Source organism: Pseudomonas fuscovaginae SE-1 (assembly GCF_000364705.1).
GTDB lineage: Bacteria > Pseudomonadota > Gammaproteobacteria > Pseudomonadales > Pseudomonadaceae > Aquipseudomonas > Aquipseudomonas fuscovaginae_A.
Genome location: NZ_AQOH01000098.1, coordinates 1 through 14,451 on the forward strand (window position 1 = coordinate 1; position 14,451 = coordinate 14,451).

General features: G+C 60.4%; 22 protein-coding genes and 1 pseudogene. 1 reads left to right on the forward strand and 22 read right to left on the reverse strand.

All coding sequences use genetic code 11. The annotated features are described in order from the left end of the window. Positions 1 to 111: 111 nt before the first annotated feature. The 12 genes and pseudogenes from queD to K675_RS0110905 form a co-directional block, all read right to left on the reverse strand. Positions 112 to 468, reverse strand: a complete 357-nt coding sequence (gene queD / locus K675_RS0110850; RefSeq protein WP_017903546.1) for a 6-carboxytetrahydropterin synthase QueD — start codon at positions 466 to 468, stop codon at positions 112 to 114. A 63-nt stretch (positions 469 to 531) separates the two neighbouring features. After that, complete coding sequence (locus K675_RS32220) at positions 532 to 744, reverse strand: helix-turn-helix transcriptional regulator (protein ID WP_037006439.1); 213 nt, start codon at positions 742 to 744, stop codon at positions 532 to 534. Between the two features lie 9 nt (positions 745 to 753). Beyond that, entirely contained in the window at positions 754 to 930 is a 177-nt protein-coding gene (locus tag K675_RS33345) for a hypothetical protein (protein ID WP_017903547.1), read from the reverse strand. Positions 931 to 967: 37 nt separating this feature from the next. Beyond that, a complete protein-coding gene (locus K675_RS0110860; RefSeq protein WP_017903548.1) occupies positions 968 to 1,528 on the reverse strand; it encodes a hypothetical protein in 561 nt (186 codons plus the stop codon). Positions 1,529 to 1,584: 56 nt separating this feature from the next. Beyond that, positions 1,585 to 1,914, reverse strand: coding sequence for a hypothetical protein (locus tag K675_RS0110865; protein ID WP_017903549.1), 330 nt, complete (start codon positions 1,912 to 1,914; stop codon positions 1,585 to 1,587). 43 nt (positions 1,915 to 1,957) lie between these two features. Then, entirely contained in the window at positions 1,958 to 2,659 is a 702-nt protein-coding gene (locus K675_RS0110870) for a hypothetical protein (protein ID WP_017903550.1), read from the reverse strand. 75 nt (positions 2,660 to 2,734) lie between these two features. Continuing rightward, positions 2,735 to 4,057: a hypothetical protein gene (locus K675_RS0110875; RefSeq protein WP_017903551.1), complete on the reverse strand. Its 1,323-nt coding sequence runs from the start codon at positions 4,055 to 4,057 to the stop codon at positions 2,735 to 2,737. A 372-nt stretch (positions 4,058 to 4,429) separates the two neighbouring features. After that, positions 4,430 to 6,322 (reverse strand): DNA cytosine methyltransferase, encoded by a 1,893-nt coding sequence (locus K675_RS0110885; RefSeq protein ID WP_017903553.1) that lies wholly within the window; start codon positions 6,320 to 6,322, stop codon positions 4,430 to 4,432. Between the two features lie 80 nt (positions 6,323 to 6,402). Beyond that, positions 6,403 to 6,657: pseudogene (locus tag K675_RS32225) on the reverse strand (reverse transcriptase); the annotation flags it as partial. A gap of 173 nt (positions 6,658 to 6,830) precedes the next feature. Then, entirely contained in the window at positions 6,831 to 7,133 is a 303-nt protein-coding gene (locus tag K675_RS30635) for an HNH endonuclease signature motif containing protein (RefSeq protein WP_051070746.1), read from the reverse strand. A 55-nt stretch (positions 7,134 to 7,188) separates the two neighbouring features. Continuing rightward, positions 7,189 to 7,776, reverse strand: coding sequence for a DUF1566 domain-containing protein (locus K675_RS0110900; protein ID WP_017903555.1), 588 nt, complete (start codon positions 7,774 to 7,776; stop codon positions 7,189 to 7,191). A gap of 117 nt (positions 7,777 to 7,893) precedes the next feature. Beyond that, on the reverse strand, positions 7,894 to 8,373 hold the full coding sequence (locus K675_RS0110905) for a hypothetical protein (protein WP_017903556.1): 480 nt from the start codon (positions 8,371 to 8,373) through the stop codon (positions 7,894 to 7,896). A 110-nt stretch (positions 8,374 to 8,483) separates the two neighbouring features. Here K675_RS0110905 and K675_RS0110910 point away from each other — a divergent pair, with 110 nt between their 5' ends. Beyond that, entirely contained in the window at positions 8,484 to 8,804 is a 321-nt protein-coding gene (locus tag K675_RS0110910; protein WP_017903557.1) for a hypothetical protein, read from the forward strand. A gap of 11 nt (positions 8,805 to 8,815) precedes the next feature. On the opposite strand, the gene K675_RS0110915 is transcribed toward K675_RS0110910, so the two are convergent. From K675_RS0110915 to K675_RS0110965, 10 genes are all read right to left on the reverse strand, one after another. Beyond that, a complete protein-coding gene (locus K675_RS0110915) occupies positions 8,816 to 9,178 on the reverse strand; it encodes a hypothetical protein (protein ID WP_017903558.1) in 363 nt (120 codons plus the stop codon). An 81-nt stretch (positions 9,179 to 9,259) separates the two neighbouring features. After that, positions 9,260 to 9,721: a hypothetical protein gene (locus K675_RS0110920; RefSeq protein ID WP_017903559.1), complete on the reverse strand. Its 462-nt coding sequence runs from the start codon at positions 9,719 to 9,721 to the stop codon at positions 9,260 to 9,262. Beyond that, positions 9,718 to 9,948 (reverse strand): hypothetical protein, encoded by a 231-nt coding sequence (locus tag K675_RS0110925; protein ID WP_017903560.1) that lies wholly within the window; start codon positions 9,946 to 9,948, stop codon positions 9,718 to 9,720. The genes K675_RS0110920 and K675_RS0110925 overlap by 4 nt, the downstream gene beginning before the upstream one ends. After that, the gene (locus tag K675_RS0110930; RefSeq protein ID WP_017903561.1) at positions 9,945 to 10,562 is read right to left on the reverse strand and encodes a lambda exonuclease family protein; all 618 of its coding nucleotides are present in this window, start codon (positions 10,560 to 10,562) and stop codon (positions 9,945 to 9,947) included. Before K675_RS0110930 ends, K675_RS0110925 begins: the two co-directional genes overlap by 4 nt. Then, a complete protein-coding gene (locus K675_RS0110935; protein WP_017903562.1) occupies positions 10,546 to 11,322 on the reverse strand; it encodes an ERF family protein in 777 nt (258 codons plus the stop codon). Before K675_RS0110935 ends, K675_RS0110930 begins: the two co-directional genes overlap by 17 nt. A 7-nt stretch (positions 11,323 to 11,329) precedes the next feature. Next, the gene (locus K675_RS0110940; RefSeq protein ID WP_017903563.1) at positions 11,330 to 12,454 is read right to left on the reverse strand and encodes a hypothetical protein; all 1,125 of its coding nucleotides are present in this window, start codon (positions 12,452 to 12,454) and stop codon (positions 11,330 to 11,332) included. A 156-nt stretch (positions 12,455 to 12,610) separates the two neighbouring features. Beyond that, positions 12,611 to 12,961, reverse strand: coding sequence for a hypothetical protein (locus K675_RS0110945; RefSeq protein WP_017903564.1), 351 nt, complete (start codon positions 12,959 to 12,961; stop codon positions 12,611 to 12,613). 127 nt (positions 12,962 to 13,088) lie between these two features. After that, the gene (locus K675_RS0110955; protein WP_017903566.1) at positions 13,089 to 13,319 is read right to left on the reverse strand and encodes a hypothetical protein; all 231 of its coding nucleotides are present in this window, start codon (positions 13,317 to 13,319) and stop codon (positions 13,089 to 13,091) included. Next, positions 13,316 to 13,600 carry a hypothetical protein gene (locus K675_RS0110960; RefSeq protein ID WP_017903567.1) on the reverse strand — a complete coding sequence of 95 codons (285 nt, stop codon included), beginning with the start codon at positions 13,598 to 13,600 and terminating at the stop codon, positions 13,316 to 13,318. The genes K675_RS0110955 and K675_RS0110960 overlap by 4 nt, the downstream gene beginning before the upstream one ends. 363 nt (positions 13,601 to 13,963) lie before the next feature. Further along, positions 13,964 to 14,440: a hypothetical protein gene (locus K675_RS0110965; protein WP_017903568.1), complete on the reverse strand. Its 477-nt coding sequence runs from the start codon at positions 14,438 to 14,440 to the stop codon at positions 13,964 to 13,966. Positions 14,441 to 14,451: the final 11 nt, after the last annotated feature.

Sequence of the window (14,451 nt, forward strand, 5' to 3'; positions counted from 1 at the left end):
TGCCCCCGCTGGGCTGCACAGCAGCCCCACACCCCGACGCTCCGCGTCACCGGCTAGAATCCTGCGCACATAAAAAAACCACCTTGGCAGGTGGTTTTTTATGTGCGGTATTCACTCCCCGCGATAGATGCACCCGCTGGTACAGGTCTCATGAATACGAATCGCCGACAGCTCCGGCAGCAGAGGTTTCAGTTCCTGCCAGATCCACTTGGCCAGGTTTTCGCTGGTGGGGTTTTCCAGCCCTGGGATATCGTTCAGGTAGTTGTGGTCCAGGCGCTCGTACAGCGGCTTGAAGATCGCCTTGATCTCGGAGAAGTCACGAATCCAGCCGGTATGCTGGTCGATCTCGCCGCTCAGGTGGATCGCCACCTTGAAGGAGTGGCCATGCAGGCGACCACACTTGTGCCCTTCAGGTACATGGGGCAGGCGGTGGGCGGATTCGAACGTAAACTCTTTGAAGATTTCCACTGGTGGACCTGTATAGCTTGCGGGGTAAGGGCTTGAGCAGATACCGGTCTTGCAGTGTACTGCTCAATGTACTGATTGGTCGTTACTGGGGGTCAAAGAGGCCATCCATTCATGGATTTCGGACTGGCGCCAGGCGACCGACTTTGGGCCTATCTTAACCTGTTTTGGGAACGTTCCTTCCTTAATTCGCGTATAGACGGTGTTGCGGCCCATGCCGGTGATTCGCAGCACGTCAGGCAGGCGAAGAAGCCGATCAATGCTTTCTGTGTTTGCCATATAGCCTCCTCAGGCCAAGAAGTGATGACCTGTCTTAACGGCATCTGCCGCTTCTTTGGTCTTGAACATCAGTTTTGATTCGCCCGGGCGTCCCTCGGACTCGTATTTCACGTCGACCCACCAGTGGCCGAATTTCTTGTATGGCTGCGTCATCACGCTGGTGACGTAGCAGTCGATCAGATTCATGTTTGTCTCCAGGCCGCCGGCGGCGGCAGGTTGGTGGTCAGGTCATCAGTACGTCGCGCACGACTTCCCAGAGCTGCGAGGCGGGCCACTGGTAGCGGTCGAAATTGGTGTCGGGGGTGACGCCGTAACGGCAAGTTGAGTGAGCGCCGGCAGGGTACTCGGCTTGCTTCTGTATGACGGTTGCAACGCGGCCATCTCCTCCCGGCTCGGTGCGGTGATACTCGTAGGCGCCGACGTGGTAGGTGTTGTAATGGCTGTTGGCCGCAATCGTTGATGTGTCCTCTTGCAGCAAGTTGGCTCGGCCGTCGGGTGTCCATGGGCGGCCTCCGCCGGCCTGACGCTTGCCTTCATGGAGGTAGAGCACGAATTCGCCGTCTACATCATCCAGCAGCCGGTAGCGGTGGTTGATCTGGGTTCCGACTAGCACCCTCGACATGAAGCTGAAGCGGTGGTCGTGGATGGCTGAGTGCTCGAAGCATGCTCGCCGGGGTAGTTCTGGGTGCCATACGTGCAGGCGTTGCCCGCCCTGCAGTTGCACCTGCACGAAGCCCAGGCCGTGCAGGGTGATTTTGTCGGTCATCACGTCGTCGATGATCATGGCAATAGGTCTCCTGGCCCGCGTGGCGGCCGGCGGGCTGAATGAGAGGGGATGGGTTAGAGCAAGGCTTCGACGACGCGTCCGGTGTCGTGGAAGTACCAGTCGCTGTCGGTGAGGTTGTTGATCATGAAGTCGGCGAAGGCGGCGGCCGGCATGCGCGACATGAGGCGCTCGAACTTGGGTGGCGGGCCTTTCCATGTTGGCACCACGCCCAGCAGGTTAGCGGCTGCCAGGTTGTGGTGCCCGTCGATGATGATCCGATAGACCTGGCCCCGCAGTTCGAGGTCGACTGTGCGGACCACGAACACCTTGAACTTCGCTGCCTTCCGGGCGACTACCTCTCGATTCAGGTGTCGCTGGCTGCTGATAAGTGGTGGCTGGTTCACCTGGGCCCCCTGTAGATCAGGTAGGCCATGTAGGCGAGGTCGATCATGGCGTCACCCGCTTGAACTCGACGACCCAGACCCAAGGATTGGCATTCCAAGAATCCATCCCGTTGATCATCGTCCACAGGCCGCCAAACAGCTCGTAGGGCGAGTAGTCGTTGCCGTCTGGGTCGATGTCTTGCTCGCAGGTCTTCACGCCTTCGGCAATGGCCTGGTCTGGCGTGATGTTCTGCAGCCGCTCGACGCGCACGTCGGTGATCTCAAGCAGGATGCGGCTGGCTGCCCGTGGCATGTGAATAGATGGGTGCCATGCAGAGCGAGGCTCGCCGCCCCCGTCGTCGTCACCGGCCCATTCGCTGGGCCCGTCGGCTGCGTAGATCACATGGCCAGAGTAGTAGCCGCGCCCAAAGGGAAGCTCACGAATAGCCGTGGCTGGCCGGTCTGGCACCCAGTCAACCATTTCTCCATGCTCATTCCAGGTGTGGCTGATCACGCCCCAGGTTTCGCGCACCCACAGCCTGTCGCCGGGCTGGCCGTAGGGGCAGAACTCTGTCGCTGGATGGAAACCGTCATGACACTCAACGAACGGGTAGCCAGCCTCGATGTCGGTATGGCCGCGCGGTTCGTCGAATTGGCTGGTGAGTTTCGCGCTCACTGCGCGCCGGGTGACTGTCTTCTGTCCGCTGATGATGGCGCGGACCATGGGCCCGCTGAACAGAATCGGGCGTTCCTTTACTTCAGGCATGAGTTGTCCTTGCCGCTGCCGCGGCTGAATTGGTGGGGTAGAGGGGTTTCAGTGGGAAGGAGTACAAATGTACTCCTATCGGGATTTGCGCTCCAGGGCGGCGCGGGCTTGCCATGCCACCCATGCGGTCTGCGTCCAGATCATGCAGTAGCGGTCTGTGTGCTCTTCCGTGCTCAAGCCAATTGTCGATCCGCATTCGCGGATCTCCGCCTCTTCCTCGGCCCATTCTTCGAATGCATCGCGCTCTGGTGTTCGCCACCAAGTTGTATCCGCCCGCTCATCGCGCTCAACCGGCGCGTTCGGAAACTTGCGGTCCTCTGGTACTGGCGGGTAGCCAGGGAACGGGATCGGCTCTGCGCTGGCGGATAGGGCTGCCTCAATGTCATTAATAAGCGCGGATGTGTTGTAGGGCTGGTGGTGCCGGGCAGCCATGTCGGCGTCATGTACCCGTTTCAACAGCGCCTCCCGCTCGGCAAGTTTCGCGCGCAGCGCCTGGGTGTGCTTGAACAGCACGTCGCTTGGCTTGCCATCGGCGCTTTGTGCGGCCTGGATATCGATGCCGAGCAGGTCGCAGGTCTTCGCCGCCGTCTCAAGGAACGACCCGACGTCATGGCGCAGCAGTTCGTTCTCTTTGCGCAGCCGCTCGACCTCGCCGCTGTCTGCGTTTTTGTATAGCTCTTCCAGCTCGTAGTGGGACAGGTGTACAGGAACCACGCCATCACGGTAAGTCCAGGCACGGTCAGTGCCATCATTGAGGCGGTATCGGCAGGCCACCGGCTCGCCTTGCTGTACTGGAACTGAGTGGGTGTAGAGCGGCTGGCAACGCTGCCCTTCTGGAAGGTATTTTCTGGCCGATTCTATCGAGGGATAAAAGGTGCCTCCTTCGCCAAGCCAGCCCACCGGATCGCCCTGGTGCACTGGCGCCGGACGGGTGTAGAGTGGTTCGGCCTCGACCTCGCCATTTGGAAATGTTCTTTTCCAGTGTGTGATAGCAGCTTTTGCATCACTGAGAAAATCATAAGTACGGTACGAATTCCCCGTTGCAACGCGCCACGCCACAGGCTCGCTCTGGTGCTGGACGGCCGGCAGCTTGTTGCGGCACCCATCGCAAGCATGAATATGCCGATTTTCTACCCCGCCCAGCAGTCCGCTGCCGTGCCAAGGATGGTAGTCGGGAACGATCCCGCAGTAGTCGCAGGGTGGGTAGCTGACCGGCTCGCCCTGGTGCTGGGCGGCTGGCGCATCGAGCAGCGTGCGAAACTTCCCACCTATATCGCCAATGGCCTCAAGGTACGGGTGGTCATGCCAGAACTTGCAGTGGCTCACAATTCGCTCAGCCAGCTCGCGCGGCACGCTGACCATCTTCTGTTCGTTACTGGATCGGTTTTCTGTGGGCATGGGGAGTCCTTGCCGGATGAACGCCGGCATAGAAGTAAGCGTGGAAGTCAGTGACAGGGAGTAGGGAAGTGGAACCCCCTACATTAGGAAGAGACGGCGTCAGAGCAGTCTCGAACTAAACCCTATTGAGGCTTAACCGTGAAAAAACTGACTGAGTTCATAAATCTGATTGCCGCTGTTCCAGCGGAATGTGAATTTCCCACAAGAGGAAACAGCGGCGGTCGGTCGGCAGAATTTCCCTATCGACAAACAGAGAGATTCGCCGCATGAGACACTTCATTGCAGAACTGCTTTACCAGCTCCTGATCAACCTGCTGGGCGAAATGCTTATGCGCTTGGCCGAATGGCTGGCTACCGTTCCGTGGCTGTGAGCTACGCAGCCAGGCGCTGGTACAGCTCGATCAAGTCGGCGGCGTTGGCCTCAACCAGTACCCGGGCTTCTTCCGGGCATACGCTGTTGCCCAGCAGCTTCACCTGGTCAGTCTTATTGATCGGCTTCCAGTACAGTTCTCCGGTTATCGGATCGAGGAACAGGCCACGGTCAATGATGTAGTCCTTGCGGAAGCCCTGGGCGCGCTTCAGCTCGTGCGGTTGCAACATGCGCAGAGTGATGTCGATCAGCACGTAGTCGCCGACCATTACGATATCTGCGTGCTCGGTGAAATGCTGGGGCAGGTACTTGCGTAGGAATGCGGCACATCGCTTGGCGCCGGCCAGCTGTTCATCAGTCAGCGTGTGGCTGTGCAATTGCACCACCTCGACCACGGCCATGCGGTCCTTCGACGGGATAGTGTGCACCGGCTCCCGTAGCGAAATTCCGTCCTTCTCGGCGCCGTAATACTTCACCATGTAGGCGCTGACCAAGCGCTGATTGGTACCTCTGCCAAGAATCGTCGACAGCGGCGCGTCGGCTGGCCTGCCGCCTCCATCGTAGAAACCGCCATTTGCTTGCTCGAAGAACGCAGCTACGACACCGTGTCTAGTGGCGCCGGCCATCACAGTCTGCACTGGCTCGGCAGGAGAGCTACCAATTGCATTCTGTCCGAAGGCTGTCATGTGAGCGCAGACAACGGCCTGTTCGCCACGGTTCGCTCCGGTCACCGTCATCACCGGCTCAGTAGCTGGGTAGCCTGATCGATCGCCATGATGGGTCAGGTGTGTGAGGTGCGCCCCGACCAATGCGAAATGGCCGCCTTTGACCTGGGCGACCTGGGTACGCAGCGGCTCTTTCGCGTCGAATGTGCGCTGAGTTGATCCGTTGGCGTGCTCGGTCAGGTGCCCAGCTAGGGCCATTGTGGGCTGCACCAACGCATGATGAGTCCCGCCCCCACTGATGGTGGACACAGGATCGTTGATGCTATGGGTGCTGGTATGCGATTCCGAGGTGCCGCGCAGCGGGACAATGAACGGATCGTTGCAGGCAAGCGTGTGGCGCCAGAGTCCCTTAGCGATCCGGTTCATGGTGTTCTCTACCAGTGCGTCATCACGGAAGATCGTACGGCCTTCCAGATCCCAGTCGATGCACTCAGCCGCCTGGCGCCAGGGCTGCTGGCCCTTCGTAGGATGCTTATGGAACGCCGGTGCCGGCCAAACGATGGGCTTTCCGTCGCGCCGCGCGATGCCATACAGGCGTTTGCGAATGGTCGGGACACCCTGATTCGATGCAATCCGCACCTGGTGCTCGAAGTTGTATCGCAAACCGCGCACCAACGCCTCTTTTGGCACGTGTTCGCCGATCTCGGCCAGGATCTCTGGAAGGTCTGGGTGATCTTCGGGGATTCCGTTGCCCAGCACGTCGACGAATGCCCTGAACGTCCGGCCACGCTCAGCCTTGATCGGCTTGCTGTGTTCGTCGAGCGGCCCCCAGTCGGCGAATTCTTCGACGTTCTCAAGGAAGATCAGGCGCGGGCTGGTCTGGTAAGCCCAGCGAATGATCACCCAGGCTAGGCCGCGAATCTTGCGGTTGCGCGGCTTTCCGCCCTTGGCCTTGCTGTGGTGGCGGCAATCGGGCGATGCCCACAGGATGCCGACCGGCTGCCCCTTGGTGGCCAGGATCGGGTCGACCTCGAACACATCCGCCACGTAGTGCTCGGTCTGCGGGTGGTTGGCGCGGTGCACGGCCAGGGCGATTGGGTTGTGGTTCACAGCCACATCCGGCTCGCGGTAAGCCTCGGCAATACCACTGCTGGCGCCGCCGCCGCCGGCGAAGAGATCGACTACCAGCTCCTTTTCGAAGGGCAGGGCGAGGGAGGTCATACAGGTCATGTTGTGGTCCTTGCGTGCATACGCCGCCCTCGCCGGGGTGGCGTGATTCGTTGAGGTGGGGAGGGCGCTGGCTTGCAGCGCTATCGTTTCGGGTAGGTCTTGGTCAGCTCGCCGTTGACGACGTGTCCGCGACGAAGAACCAGGTTCGCGAGTGCAGCGCGGTCTTTCTGGCTGTGGCTGGCCTGGGTGAGAAGGCCGAAGTAGCTGTTGGCCGTCTCGCGCAGGTTTTCCGGTGGCACCGCAGCGACACGCTTCATGGCCTGGGCCACTGAGCGCTTGCGGGTTGTCCGGCGGTGCGGCTTGATGGCGTGCCCAACGAAGTCGATGCTGCGGTCAGCTTGCCCAGTTCTTTCCCCGGATGATGTCAAGGATTGCCTGGGTCCCAACGCCATATTTCATGGCCAATGCTGGAGCACCTAATTTTCGGCAGTACCGCTTGTAGGTGAGTCGTATTTCTTCTGCATCTGCTGCCGTGAGGATTGAGCGACCGTTCTGCTCTCCCTTGTTGCTAGGCTCTCGCCCCTTCATCCTCATGTCGTCCATGTTGTTTTTTTTGCGTGCCGAGAACTAGGTGATCTGGATTTATGCACGCAGGCCGGTCACAGGTGTGCATCACCAGCATTCCGGCTGGTATGTCGCCCTTGCTCTGCTGGTAGGAGAGACGATGGCAGTACTGCATTCGACCATCTACCTTGATCTGACCGTACTTGAATTTTCCAGCAGTTGCGCCCATCCAGATGAGGCACTCCCCATCGGCGATTGATCGCTCTGCCAGCCGCTCAGCAAGGGTTGGCAATACTTTCTTTGCCATCCTGGCCTCCTAAAAGCGAGGGCGCCGAGGCGCCCAGGAATGAATAACTGAATGATCAAATGTACTTTCTGCGGACGGGGCGCACGAGACGCTCGAAGTCCTTGACGCCGTGGTGGAGCCAGCCATCTTCGAAGGACATGAGGTAGGCGTTGAGGGCTGAGTACTGCGTACTGGTCCAGTGGTAGGCCTTACTGAAAACCTCCGGCACGGTGATCTCAAGAAACTGCGCCTCGCGCCGCGACATCAGATAGAAATCGCTGTGGCCGTCGCGCTCGAATGCTGCGCAGAACTGAGCGGCGGGGTAGTTGCCGGCGGCTTCCGCCAGGTCTGCGGTATTGGCCATCCCATCGTGCAGGCTGTTCGCACATTCGAGTTCCTCACCGTGGCCGCCGAACACGTGCCTTGCTTCGGCATCGGCGCCGGTTGGCACGATCAGGTAGTAGGGCTTGCCGTTGCCTGGAAACAGACCGCCATTCACGCCCCCTTCGCCGGGCCATGGCTGGCCGATAGCAGGGATGCCAGCTTCATTCGCTGCCGGCGCGATGCCGATCGCCAGGCTGGCCAGCTTCAGCACTACCTGTTCATCCGGGCTACTGATCACCAGGTCGCCACGGGTGTAGGTCGTCAGTTGATTCGCTTGCATTGAATTCTCCTGAGGAAGTAGGTTGCAGGCGGCCGGCACTGCCCGGCACGTTTCTGGTCTGATCGCCGTCCTGACGAACCCGGAATCGCCTGCGATGAAAAGCATTGAAGGGGTGAATTACTGGATAATGAGGCTGCGGACGGGGCGCACGAGACGCTCGATGCTCTTGCCGAGGTAGCTGCCGAGCCAGCCATCTTCGAAGCCCATGTAGTAGGCGTAGTTGGCTGAGTACTGCGTGCTCATGTAGTGCCAGCGATCCTCGCGCAGTTCAACCAGGCCCTCAGCCTTGGCCGCCATCAGCAGCTGACCCTCTAGACACGATGGGATGAACGCATCCAGTTCTAGCGCCTGCTTGGCGATCACGCTGCCGGCCTCGGCCATGGCTCGAGTGTTGGCCTCGCCGTCGGAGTAGGAGGCGGCACCAGGAATGTCCTGGCCGTAATCGCCATATTCGCCGGAAAGCTCGCTGTCGAGCAGCACAAGGGCGCGCTCCTGATTACCGAGCCAGTAACGGGTGACGAACTTGCCGCCGGCGAGTGGTTGACCTCGAGCAGGGAGGTCGGCGGCAGCTACGGTCTTCTGGGTTTCTTGGGTCATGGGTATCTCCAGGGTGAGCGCCGACCTGCCGAGGATTCAGCATGGTGGCAATTTGTGATTGGTTGGGGTATTAAGGGGAACCGGCATGGAGCCGGACAAAAGGAGTTGTCGTGAGAAATCCAGTTATTGATTCTGTTTGGGAGCAGATTCGTCACCTTGAGATGGGCGGTGCTGCCGCAGCTCAAGCGAAGCTGCAAGAGGTTGCAAGTATCGGTCGAGCGATCCGTGCCGCCCACGGAGAGCAAGTGGCAAACGAAGTTATGGATTACGGGCTCATTGAAACGGCGCTGTATCGATGCCGGCAGATTCAAGATCATGAATTGAATGGCATTGGCTACGATGAACTGCAGATCTTCTACCGCTACGCTACATCCGCTATGAGCCGTGCACAGACTGTCATTGACACGCATTACTCCGAACTTGAGCTTTGATTTGGTACTCGTCAGACCAGTTCTGTGAGCAGGGTCAGGCCGATATCATCCGGGTCGTCGCCGAGTTCAAGGACGGGAGCGCGAAGCTCGCGACTTATGCGGAACCGGTCAAGCTTGCGCGCCACGTTTCCGCTTAGTTCGATTTTGTGGCGCGGAGGTGTGAGCAGCTTGACTGCTTCGTCGCGAGTGAGTTCATGTAGGCGATGAATCATCAGCGTCATCGCCTCGCCCTGTTCCTCGATCCCGGCCCACTCCATCAGTTCTCGCAGGGCCTGTTTAGTCCCTGGTCGAACCTTCAAACGCAGGTCTTCCTCCTGCAGTGCGGCAGCCTTCTTGCGGCGCCGGTCGTCGCGCTCGGCTTGGGGCATAGCCATCAGGAGCCTCCTGTATGCCGCTGGGCGGCAGGTGAATGTGCAACTGGCTTCGGCGCTGCTGCACTCGGTTGTTGATTCGCCTCATGCTGCGACCTTTACCTGGTTCCAGGCGCCGACCGCTTCGAAGATCCTGGCTGCATGGTCTTCGTCCAGCGACATCGCCTCAGGTATCGCAATCCAGCCAGAGGCAACGACCTGGGAAGGGTTCGCCGATTCGCGCAGTTCCTTGTAGCAGTGCTCGATCACGTCCTCGAGGTGGTCCGAGAGGTAGACGCCGGCCGGGGCTACCTCGACCGATTTGGTGTACCGGTCGCCGCGGGCGTCGATGCACATCACGCTGAGGTAGATCGTCCAGCGATGAGCAATCCCGCATACGGCCTGGCCGATCTTCCCGGGCGCAATGTTCTTCAGCGACTTGTAGTTGATCATGCCCTGGCGGCCGCTGGGGTCGATGTTGACGACGGCGACGTGGTTGGTTGAGAGGAGGGCGCGGCAGGAGCGTTCGATCCTGGCCTTCATGTTGTTGGGCTTGCGCTTGCTCATAGCGAGTCCGCCATTTTGCGCAGAACATGGCGCTCTGCTGGGCTTGGCCGGCGGCGCTTGCGCGCCAGGACGGTGTCAGGGTCGATCCGCGAACTGCGGGCCGGCAGCGGGGCAGTGCGGTAGGTCGGCAACTCAGTGGCGCGACCACCAGATGCAAAGAAGGCAGCTTTCGCTGCCTCCAGTTTGGCCTGGCGCTCGTCGCCGGCCAGGATGTAGTTGTCGTTCATGCTGCGATTCCTAGAACGCGATTCATGCGATCGTCGAGGATTTCGTAGAAGGTCTTCACGCGCTCCGACAGCTTCCGGATCATTGCTTCGTCGCGATAGACGCGCTTGACGAACAGGGGCATCCCGGGCCAATAGCTGATGAAATCCAGCCACTCGCGCTCGGACACCCAAAGGCCGCCTTGGCACTGGGCCATGTGTTCTTTGGGGACCTCGCCGGCCAGGATTACGCTGACCTGGAATTTGGGCAGCTTGGTCTTGATCTCAGTGAGACCACGCTCCCCGACCAGGGCGTCGGGCGAGTACCCGATACCGTGGTTGAGGATAATTCCGGCTGACTGGGTCTTGATCCCTTCGAGGCCTTCGTAAAGCTGGAGAGCCGTGCCCTCGAGTTCATGGCCGCGCATTGTCGCCTTGGTCTGAAATGGAATTTCTGCCGCCTCCTCGGTGATACGCTCACCGATCAACTGGTCCATATAGGTGAAGGCGGCCACGCCGAAGCCCGCTTCACCTTTTCCGGCGACCAGCAGGCAATCCAGTTCGGAGCAGGTGATGATCCCCAGTCGCAGGGCGAGCCATTCCGGAGTTCCTTGCTCAACGTCAGTGATTATCTGCATTCTGCGTCTCCTCGGTTACCGATTCGTTCTGCTTGGCGGACTTGGTGAGCATGCCGAGCACTTGGTCAAAGGCCGCCTTCTCGACGGCTGATGGGGTGCCGTGGATGTTGGCGAACGTAGCTTTGGCCTTTTCGCTGCAGCGCTCGAGCAGCATGGCCAACTGCGCTGCCTGCACAGAGGTCACCCTCGGCGTCACAACTGCACCGTTGCCGTCGTCATCCTCGCCAGTGGTGGTGAAGTTGAGCAGTGCGCCGGCGGTGTACCGCTTCCCGTAACTCACGCTCGATGCCACGGCCTGGACGCCGTTCTTGCTTCCAGTGGTGTCGGCGGGCAGCACAAGCGAAGTCGTTTCGCGATGGCCGGCGCGATGACTCAGCACCCCCTCTACCTCGATGCCGCGCTCATTGCGTGGTGTGCGGAAGGAGAGAGCGAAGCCGTGGCGGGCAAGCACCGGCTTGATCATCTCGTTGATGTCCTCCCAAAGCGCGTAGGTGCTCTGGATTCGACCGTTCTTGTCCTTGATGCCGCCGCGTTCCCCAATGACTGGAAGCTCTTCCTGCATCGCGGCGAGCGCCTCGTCATACTGCTGCTTGGCCTGCTGCGCCTGGATGTTCTGGTGCATGACCATCAAGCGTTCCATCTTGTCGATGTCGGCGCTCGGAGACATGGCGACCTGCTGGATGATCTGCAGGATTGTGACCGACTCGGTAGTGACGGTCGGCGCCTGAGAAATGGGCTCGGCCCTGGATACATTGCTCATGGCAACCTCAGTACTGGATGGTGATGTTGGGGATCTTGCGCTGGGCAATCAGGGTGACTGCCTGCTTGGCACAGGCTTCCGGCATGCCGCCGGCGATGAACGCCTCAAGTGCAGCGCGATTGACGCTGCGACGGTGGGCCTCGTCGGCTTCGCGGGCGTTTTGCTGGCGGATGATTTCGTCGGCGGCCTCCTTGGCGCGACGCTGCTCATCCAGACGGGCCTGCTCGGCTGCTTCTTCCTGCCGACGGGCTGCGGCCAGGCGCTCCTGCTCCATCCGCTGCTCGGTTGCAACCCGGTCTGCCTCAGCCTGAATGCGGGCGCGCTCTGCCTGCTCGGCCTGCAACTTGAGCTGCAGGCGCTGGTTCTCGGCTTCTCGCTCTTGCGCGGCAGCTTGATCGATCAGCTCCTGCTCGCGGCGGGCCGCGGCTTCACGAGCTGCCTGCTGCTCCTGGGCCACACGCTGGCGCTCCGCCTCGACCGCAGCTTCCTGCGCTGCCCGGATGCGGTCTTGCTCGGCGCGCTCGTCTGCTTCGCGGCGCAGGCGGGCTAGTTCGGCCTGCTCGGCTTCGTACTGGGCGCGCTCGGCGTGCACGGCGCGAAGCTTGGTCAGCGTCTGATCCTTCACCTGGGCGGCTTCGGCCAGGAACTCTTCCCAACTTTCGTCGATCGCGACCAGTTCCAGGCCGGCGATGAGCTGGGCGACGTGCTCGGTGCTGGGTGTTTCATCGAAAACAACCAGGTCTTTAATCCGCTGGATGCCGTCGACATGCGCATCGGTCCGGGCCAGCTCTTTCTGTTCCCAATCCGTCAGTGGCTGTCGGGTGGCGTCGCGCAGAGCATCCATCTTTGTGACGAACTCGCGCAGCTCAGCCTCGACGACCTTTGGCATTTCCTTCAAGCGTTTCAGGTAATCGCGGCCCGGCTTCTCCACAGCCGCTTTCGATTTGCTGACCGTTGCTGCCAGCGAGGCGATACGCTCGCGGCCTTTGCGGGTGCTCAGATCGGGTACCTCGGTGGAGACCTTCGCTTGCACCGCTTCGAAGAACTGGACCAGGCCGCCGGCCACGTAGATGGATGGCGCGTTCTCCGCGCTGATGTCTTCGATGGTAATGACTTGCTGTTGTGCGGACACGGTGACTCCCTGCCGCGACGTGCGCAGCGCTTGAAGTTGAAGATCAGGAAGTGACGCGATCAGCGAGAGCGCTGAGCAGCATCAAGAGTGTGAAGATGGCGAGAGCGGGGAAGGATCCGCGCCAGATCAGTAGGCGCCGGCGGCGCTGGGATGCGGTCACAGAAGTTGTTCCGTGCGACCACCGTGCCGATACACCTCGCCGTGCTTTTCGATACTGACGTTGGTATCGCTGTGCTGACGCAGAGCCCTTCGAACTGCTGTCTCGGCATTAGTTCGGTACGCGTCGTATTCACGTTGTAGAGCGTCGAGCTTGCCTCTCCACTCTCGCTCAATGTCGTTGAGACGGTCAGATGCTGGCGGCTCGTAGAAGGCCATGCCCTGATTCTCCACCCAGATGACGATATCGCTTGCCACCGCAGTGATTTGCTCGTGGGTAGCAGTGATGCCGTGTTCTTCGAAGGCTTCAGCCAAGCCCTCGGCGTAGTAGTCGGCGCGTGAATAGCTCATGACACCCTCGCAATGATCATCCCGCGCCTGACTTCGAGGCGAAGCGGCCGGGGCAGGTCGGAGACAAGAAAAAAGCCCTGCTTATGCAGGGCTTCAGCCAGTTGTTTCGAGGTGCGGCAGATGATCGTCACGGCACAGTCCTCCGTATGTCGGCCAGGAAGGCGTCGGCCTGGGCCTGATAGAAGCGATCGAAGCGACCCTTGTACGTCGAGTACTCCGAATCGTTGATTGCGCCCAAGGCGTACGCCATTTCAACGGCCATCGACGTTTCTCGGAACAGCCCTTCCGAGGTCTGGCCGGCCCGCAGGCAGTCAAACCGAGCGTCGATCATGCCGACTGCAATGCTGCGCCGGCTCATGCTGCCCTCCTGCGGGTGCCCCGGTTGTCGATCTCGAACCAGATTTCCCGCTCGATGGCGACCGTGTTGGCCTGGGCGATCTCGGCCAGTTCATCCGCCGGAACATCCATCGGGATACCGTCACCGTCGTAGGTGACGCCGGACACCACGTGCCACTCCAGCTCGCGGCAGCCATGGAAGTCCCAGTCGCTGTCGCGAACCCAGGGGCGCGACGGCTCGTTGATGCACGACGTGACCTCGACCAGCAGGACCACGCCTTCCACTGCGATTTCGTAGTTCATGGGGCCCTCCTGGGCGTCTATCGATCGCCTGTATTCGTCAACGCTCTCGCTCGGCTATCTGCCGGTGGGCGCCGGGGAGCGCTGACGAATAGAGGCGCAAAAGAAAGCCCCGCTGGACGGTCGGGGCTTTCACCTATGCGTAACCAATGCATGTCGTTACAGTTTTTGGGCGGGACCTTTAGTGCCAGAACACTGGGGCCCCGATTCGCATTCGAGGTTTTTCGCGTATGCGCGCCGGACGATCGGCTGGCAGGCGTTCTTCAGTTGGCGGTTCTGGCCGCACGTGACTGAGCGCTGCGCCGATCAGAATGATCATGAGCATGTGGTTTACCTGGTACAGGAAGATCGGATTGAAGGAATGAATTACTGAATGAATCTGCGGACGGGGCGCACGAGACGCTCGAGGTCCTTGACGTTGATGACGAGCCAGCCACCTTCGAAGCCCAGGCTGTAGGCGATGGTGGCTGAGCACTGCGAACTAGACCAGACCCAGCCGAAATCGTTTTTACCCAAGTTCAGCCAGGCCTCGTACAGCTCGGCAGCGGCCGGCAGGTAGAAATCGGCATGGCCGTCGGCCTTGTGCTCGTAGGCTGCGATAGCGGCGGGGTATTCGGCATCTGCGTCGACCAGGGCCTGGGTGTTCGCCTTCCCGTCGAGCATGCTCTTAGCCGGAGAATCCTCGCCGTAAGGGCCCCACTCGAAGCGACCCAGTTCGGCGCCGATGATCAGGTGATAGGCCTCGGCGCCGTTACGTGCAGGAACGATGCCGGCATAGATGCCGCCTTGGCCTTCCCATACTTCACCGATGGCTGGTGGAGTCAGTTTCTGTTGTTCGGTCATTGCGGTATTCC

Excerpts from the sequence above, each read along its gene's own strand:
- K675_RS0110885 (WP_017903553.1), bottom strand. The coding sequence starts at position 6,322 with ATGACCTGTATGACCTCCCTCGCCCTGCCCTTCGAAAAGGAGCTGGTA.
- K675_RS0110920 (WP_017903559.1), bottom strand. The coding sequence starts at position 9,721 with ATGAGCAAGCGCAAGCCCAACAACATGAAGGCCAGGATCGAACGCTCC.
- K675_RS0110870 (WP_017903550.1), bottom strand. The coding sequence starts at position 2,659 with ATGCCTGAAGTAAAGGAACGCCCGATTCTGTTCAGCGGGCCCATGGTC.
- K675_RS0110875 (WP_017903551.1), bottom strand. The coding sequence starts at position 4,057 with ATGCCCACAGAAAACCGATCCAGTAACGAACAGAAGATGGTCAGCGTG.
- K675_RS33345 (WP_017903547.1), bottom strand. The coding sequence starts at position 930 with ATGAATCTGATCGACTGCTACGTCACCAGCGTGATGACGCAGCCATAC.
- K675_RS0110915 (WP_017903558.1), bottom strand. The coding sequence starts at position 9,178 with ATGGCTATGCCCCAAGCCGAGCGCGACGACCGGCGCCGCAAGAAGGCT.
- K675_RS0110860 (WP_017903548.1), bottom strand. The coding sequence starts at position 1,528 with ATGATCATCGACGACGTGATGACCGACAAAATCACCCTGCACGGCCTG.
- K675_RS32220 (WP_037006439.1), bottom strand. The coding sequence starts at position 744 with ATGGCAAACACAGAAAGCATTGATCGGCTTCTTCGCCTGCCTGACGTG.
- K675_RS0110955 (WP_017903566.1), bottom strand. The coding sequence starts at position 13,319 with ATGAGCCGGCGCAGCATTGCAGTCGGCATGATCGACGCTCGGTTTGAC.
- K675_RS0110930 (WP_017903561.1), bottom strand. The coding sequence starts at position 10,562 with ATGCAGATAATCACTGACGTTGAGCAAGGAACTCCGGAATGGCTCGCC.
- K675_RS30635 (WP_051070746.1), bottom strand. The coding sequence starts at position 7,133 with ATGGCAAAGAAAGTATTGCCAACCCTTGCTGAGCGGCTGGCAGAGCGA.
- K675_RS0110960 (WP_017903567.1), bottom strand. The coding sequence starts at position 13,600 with ATGAACTACGAAATCGCAGTGGAAGGCGTGGTCCTGCTGGTCGAGGTC.
- K675_RS0110945 (WP_017903564.1), bottom strand. The coding sequence starts at position 12,961 with ATGAGCTATTCACGCGCCGACTACTACGCCGAGGGCTTGGCTGAAGCC.
- K675_RS0110900 (WP_017903555.1), bottom strand. The coding sequence starts at position 7,776 with ATGCAAGCGAATCAACTGACGACCTACACCCGTGGCGACCTGGTGATC.
- K675_RS0110925 (WP_017903560.1), bottom strand. The coding sequence starts at position 9,948 with ATGAACGACAACTACATCCTGGCCGGCGACGAGCGCCAGGCCAAACTG.
- K675_RS0110935 (WP_017903562.1), bottom strand. The coding sequence starts at position 11,322 with ATGAGCAATGTATCCAGGGCCGAGCCCATTTCTCAGGCGCCGACCGTC.
- K675_RS0110965 (WP_017903568.1), bottom strand. The coding sequence starts at position 14,440 with ATGACCGAACAACAGAAACTGACTCCACCAGCCATCGGTGAAGTATGG.
- K675_RS0110905 (WP_017903556.1), bottom strand. The coding sequence starts at position 8,373 with ATGACCCAAGAAACCCAGAAGACCGTAGCTGCCGCCGACCTCCCTGCT.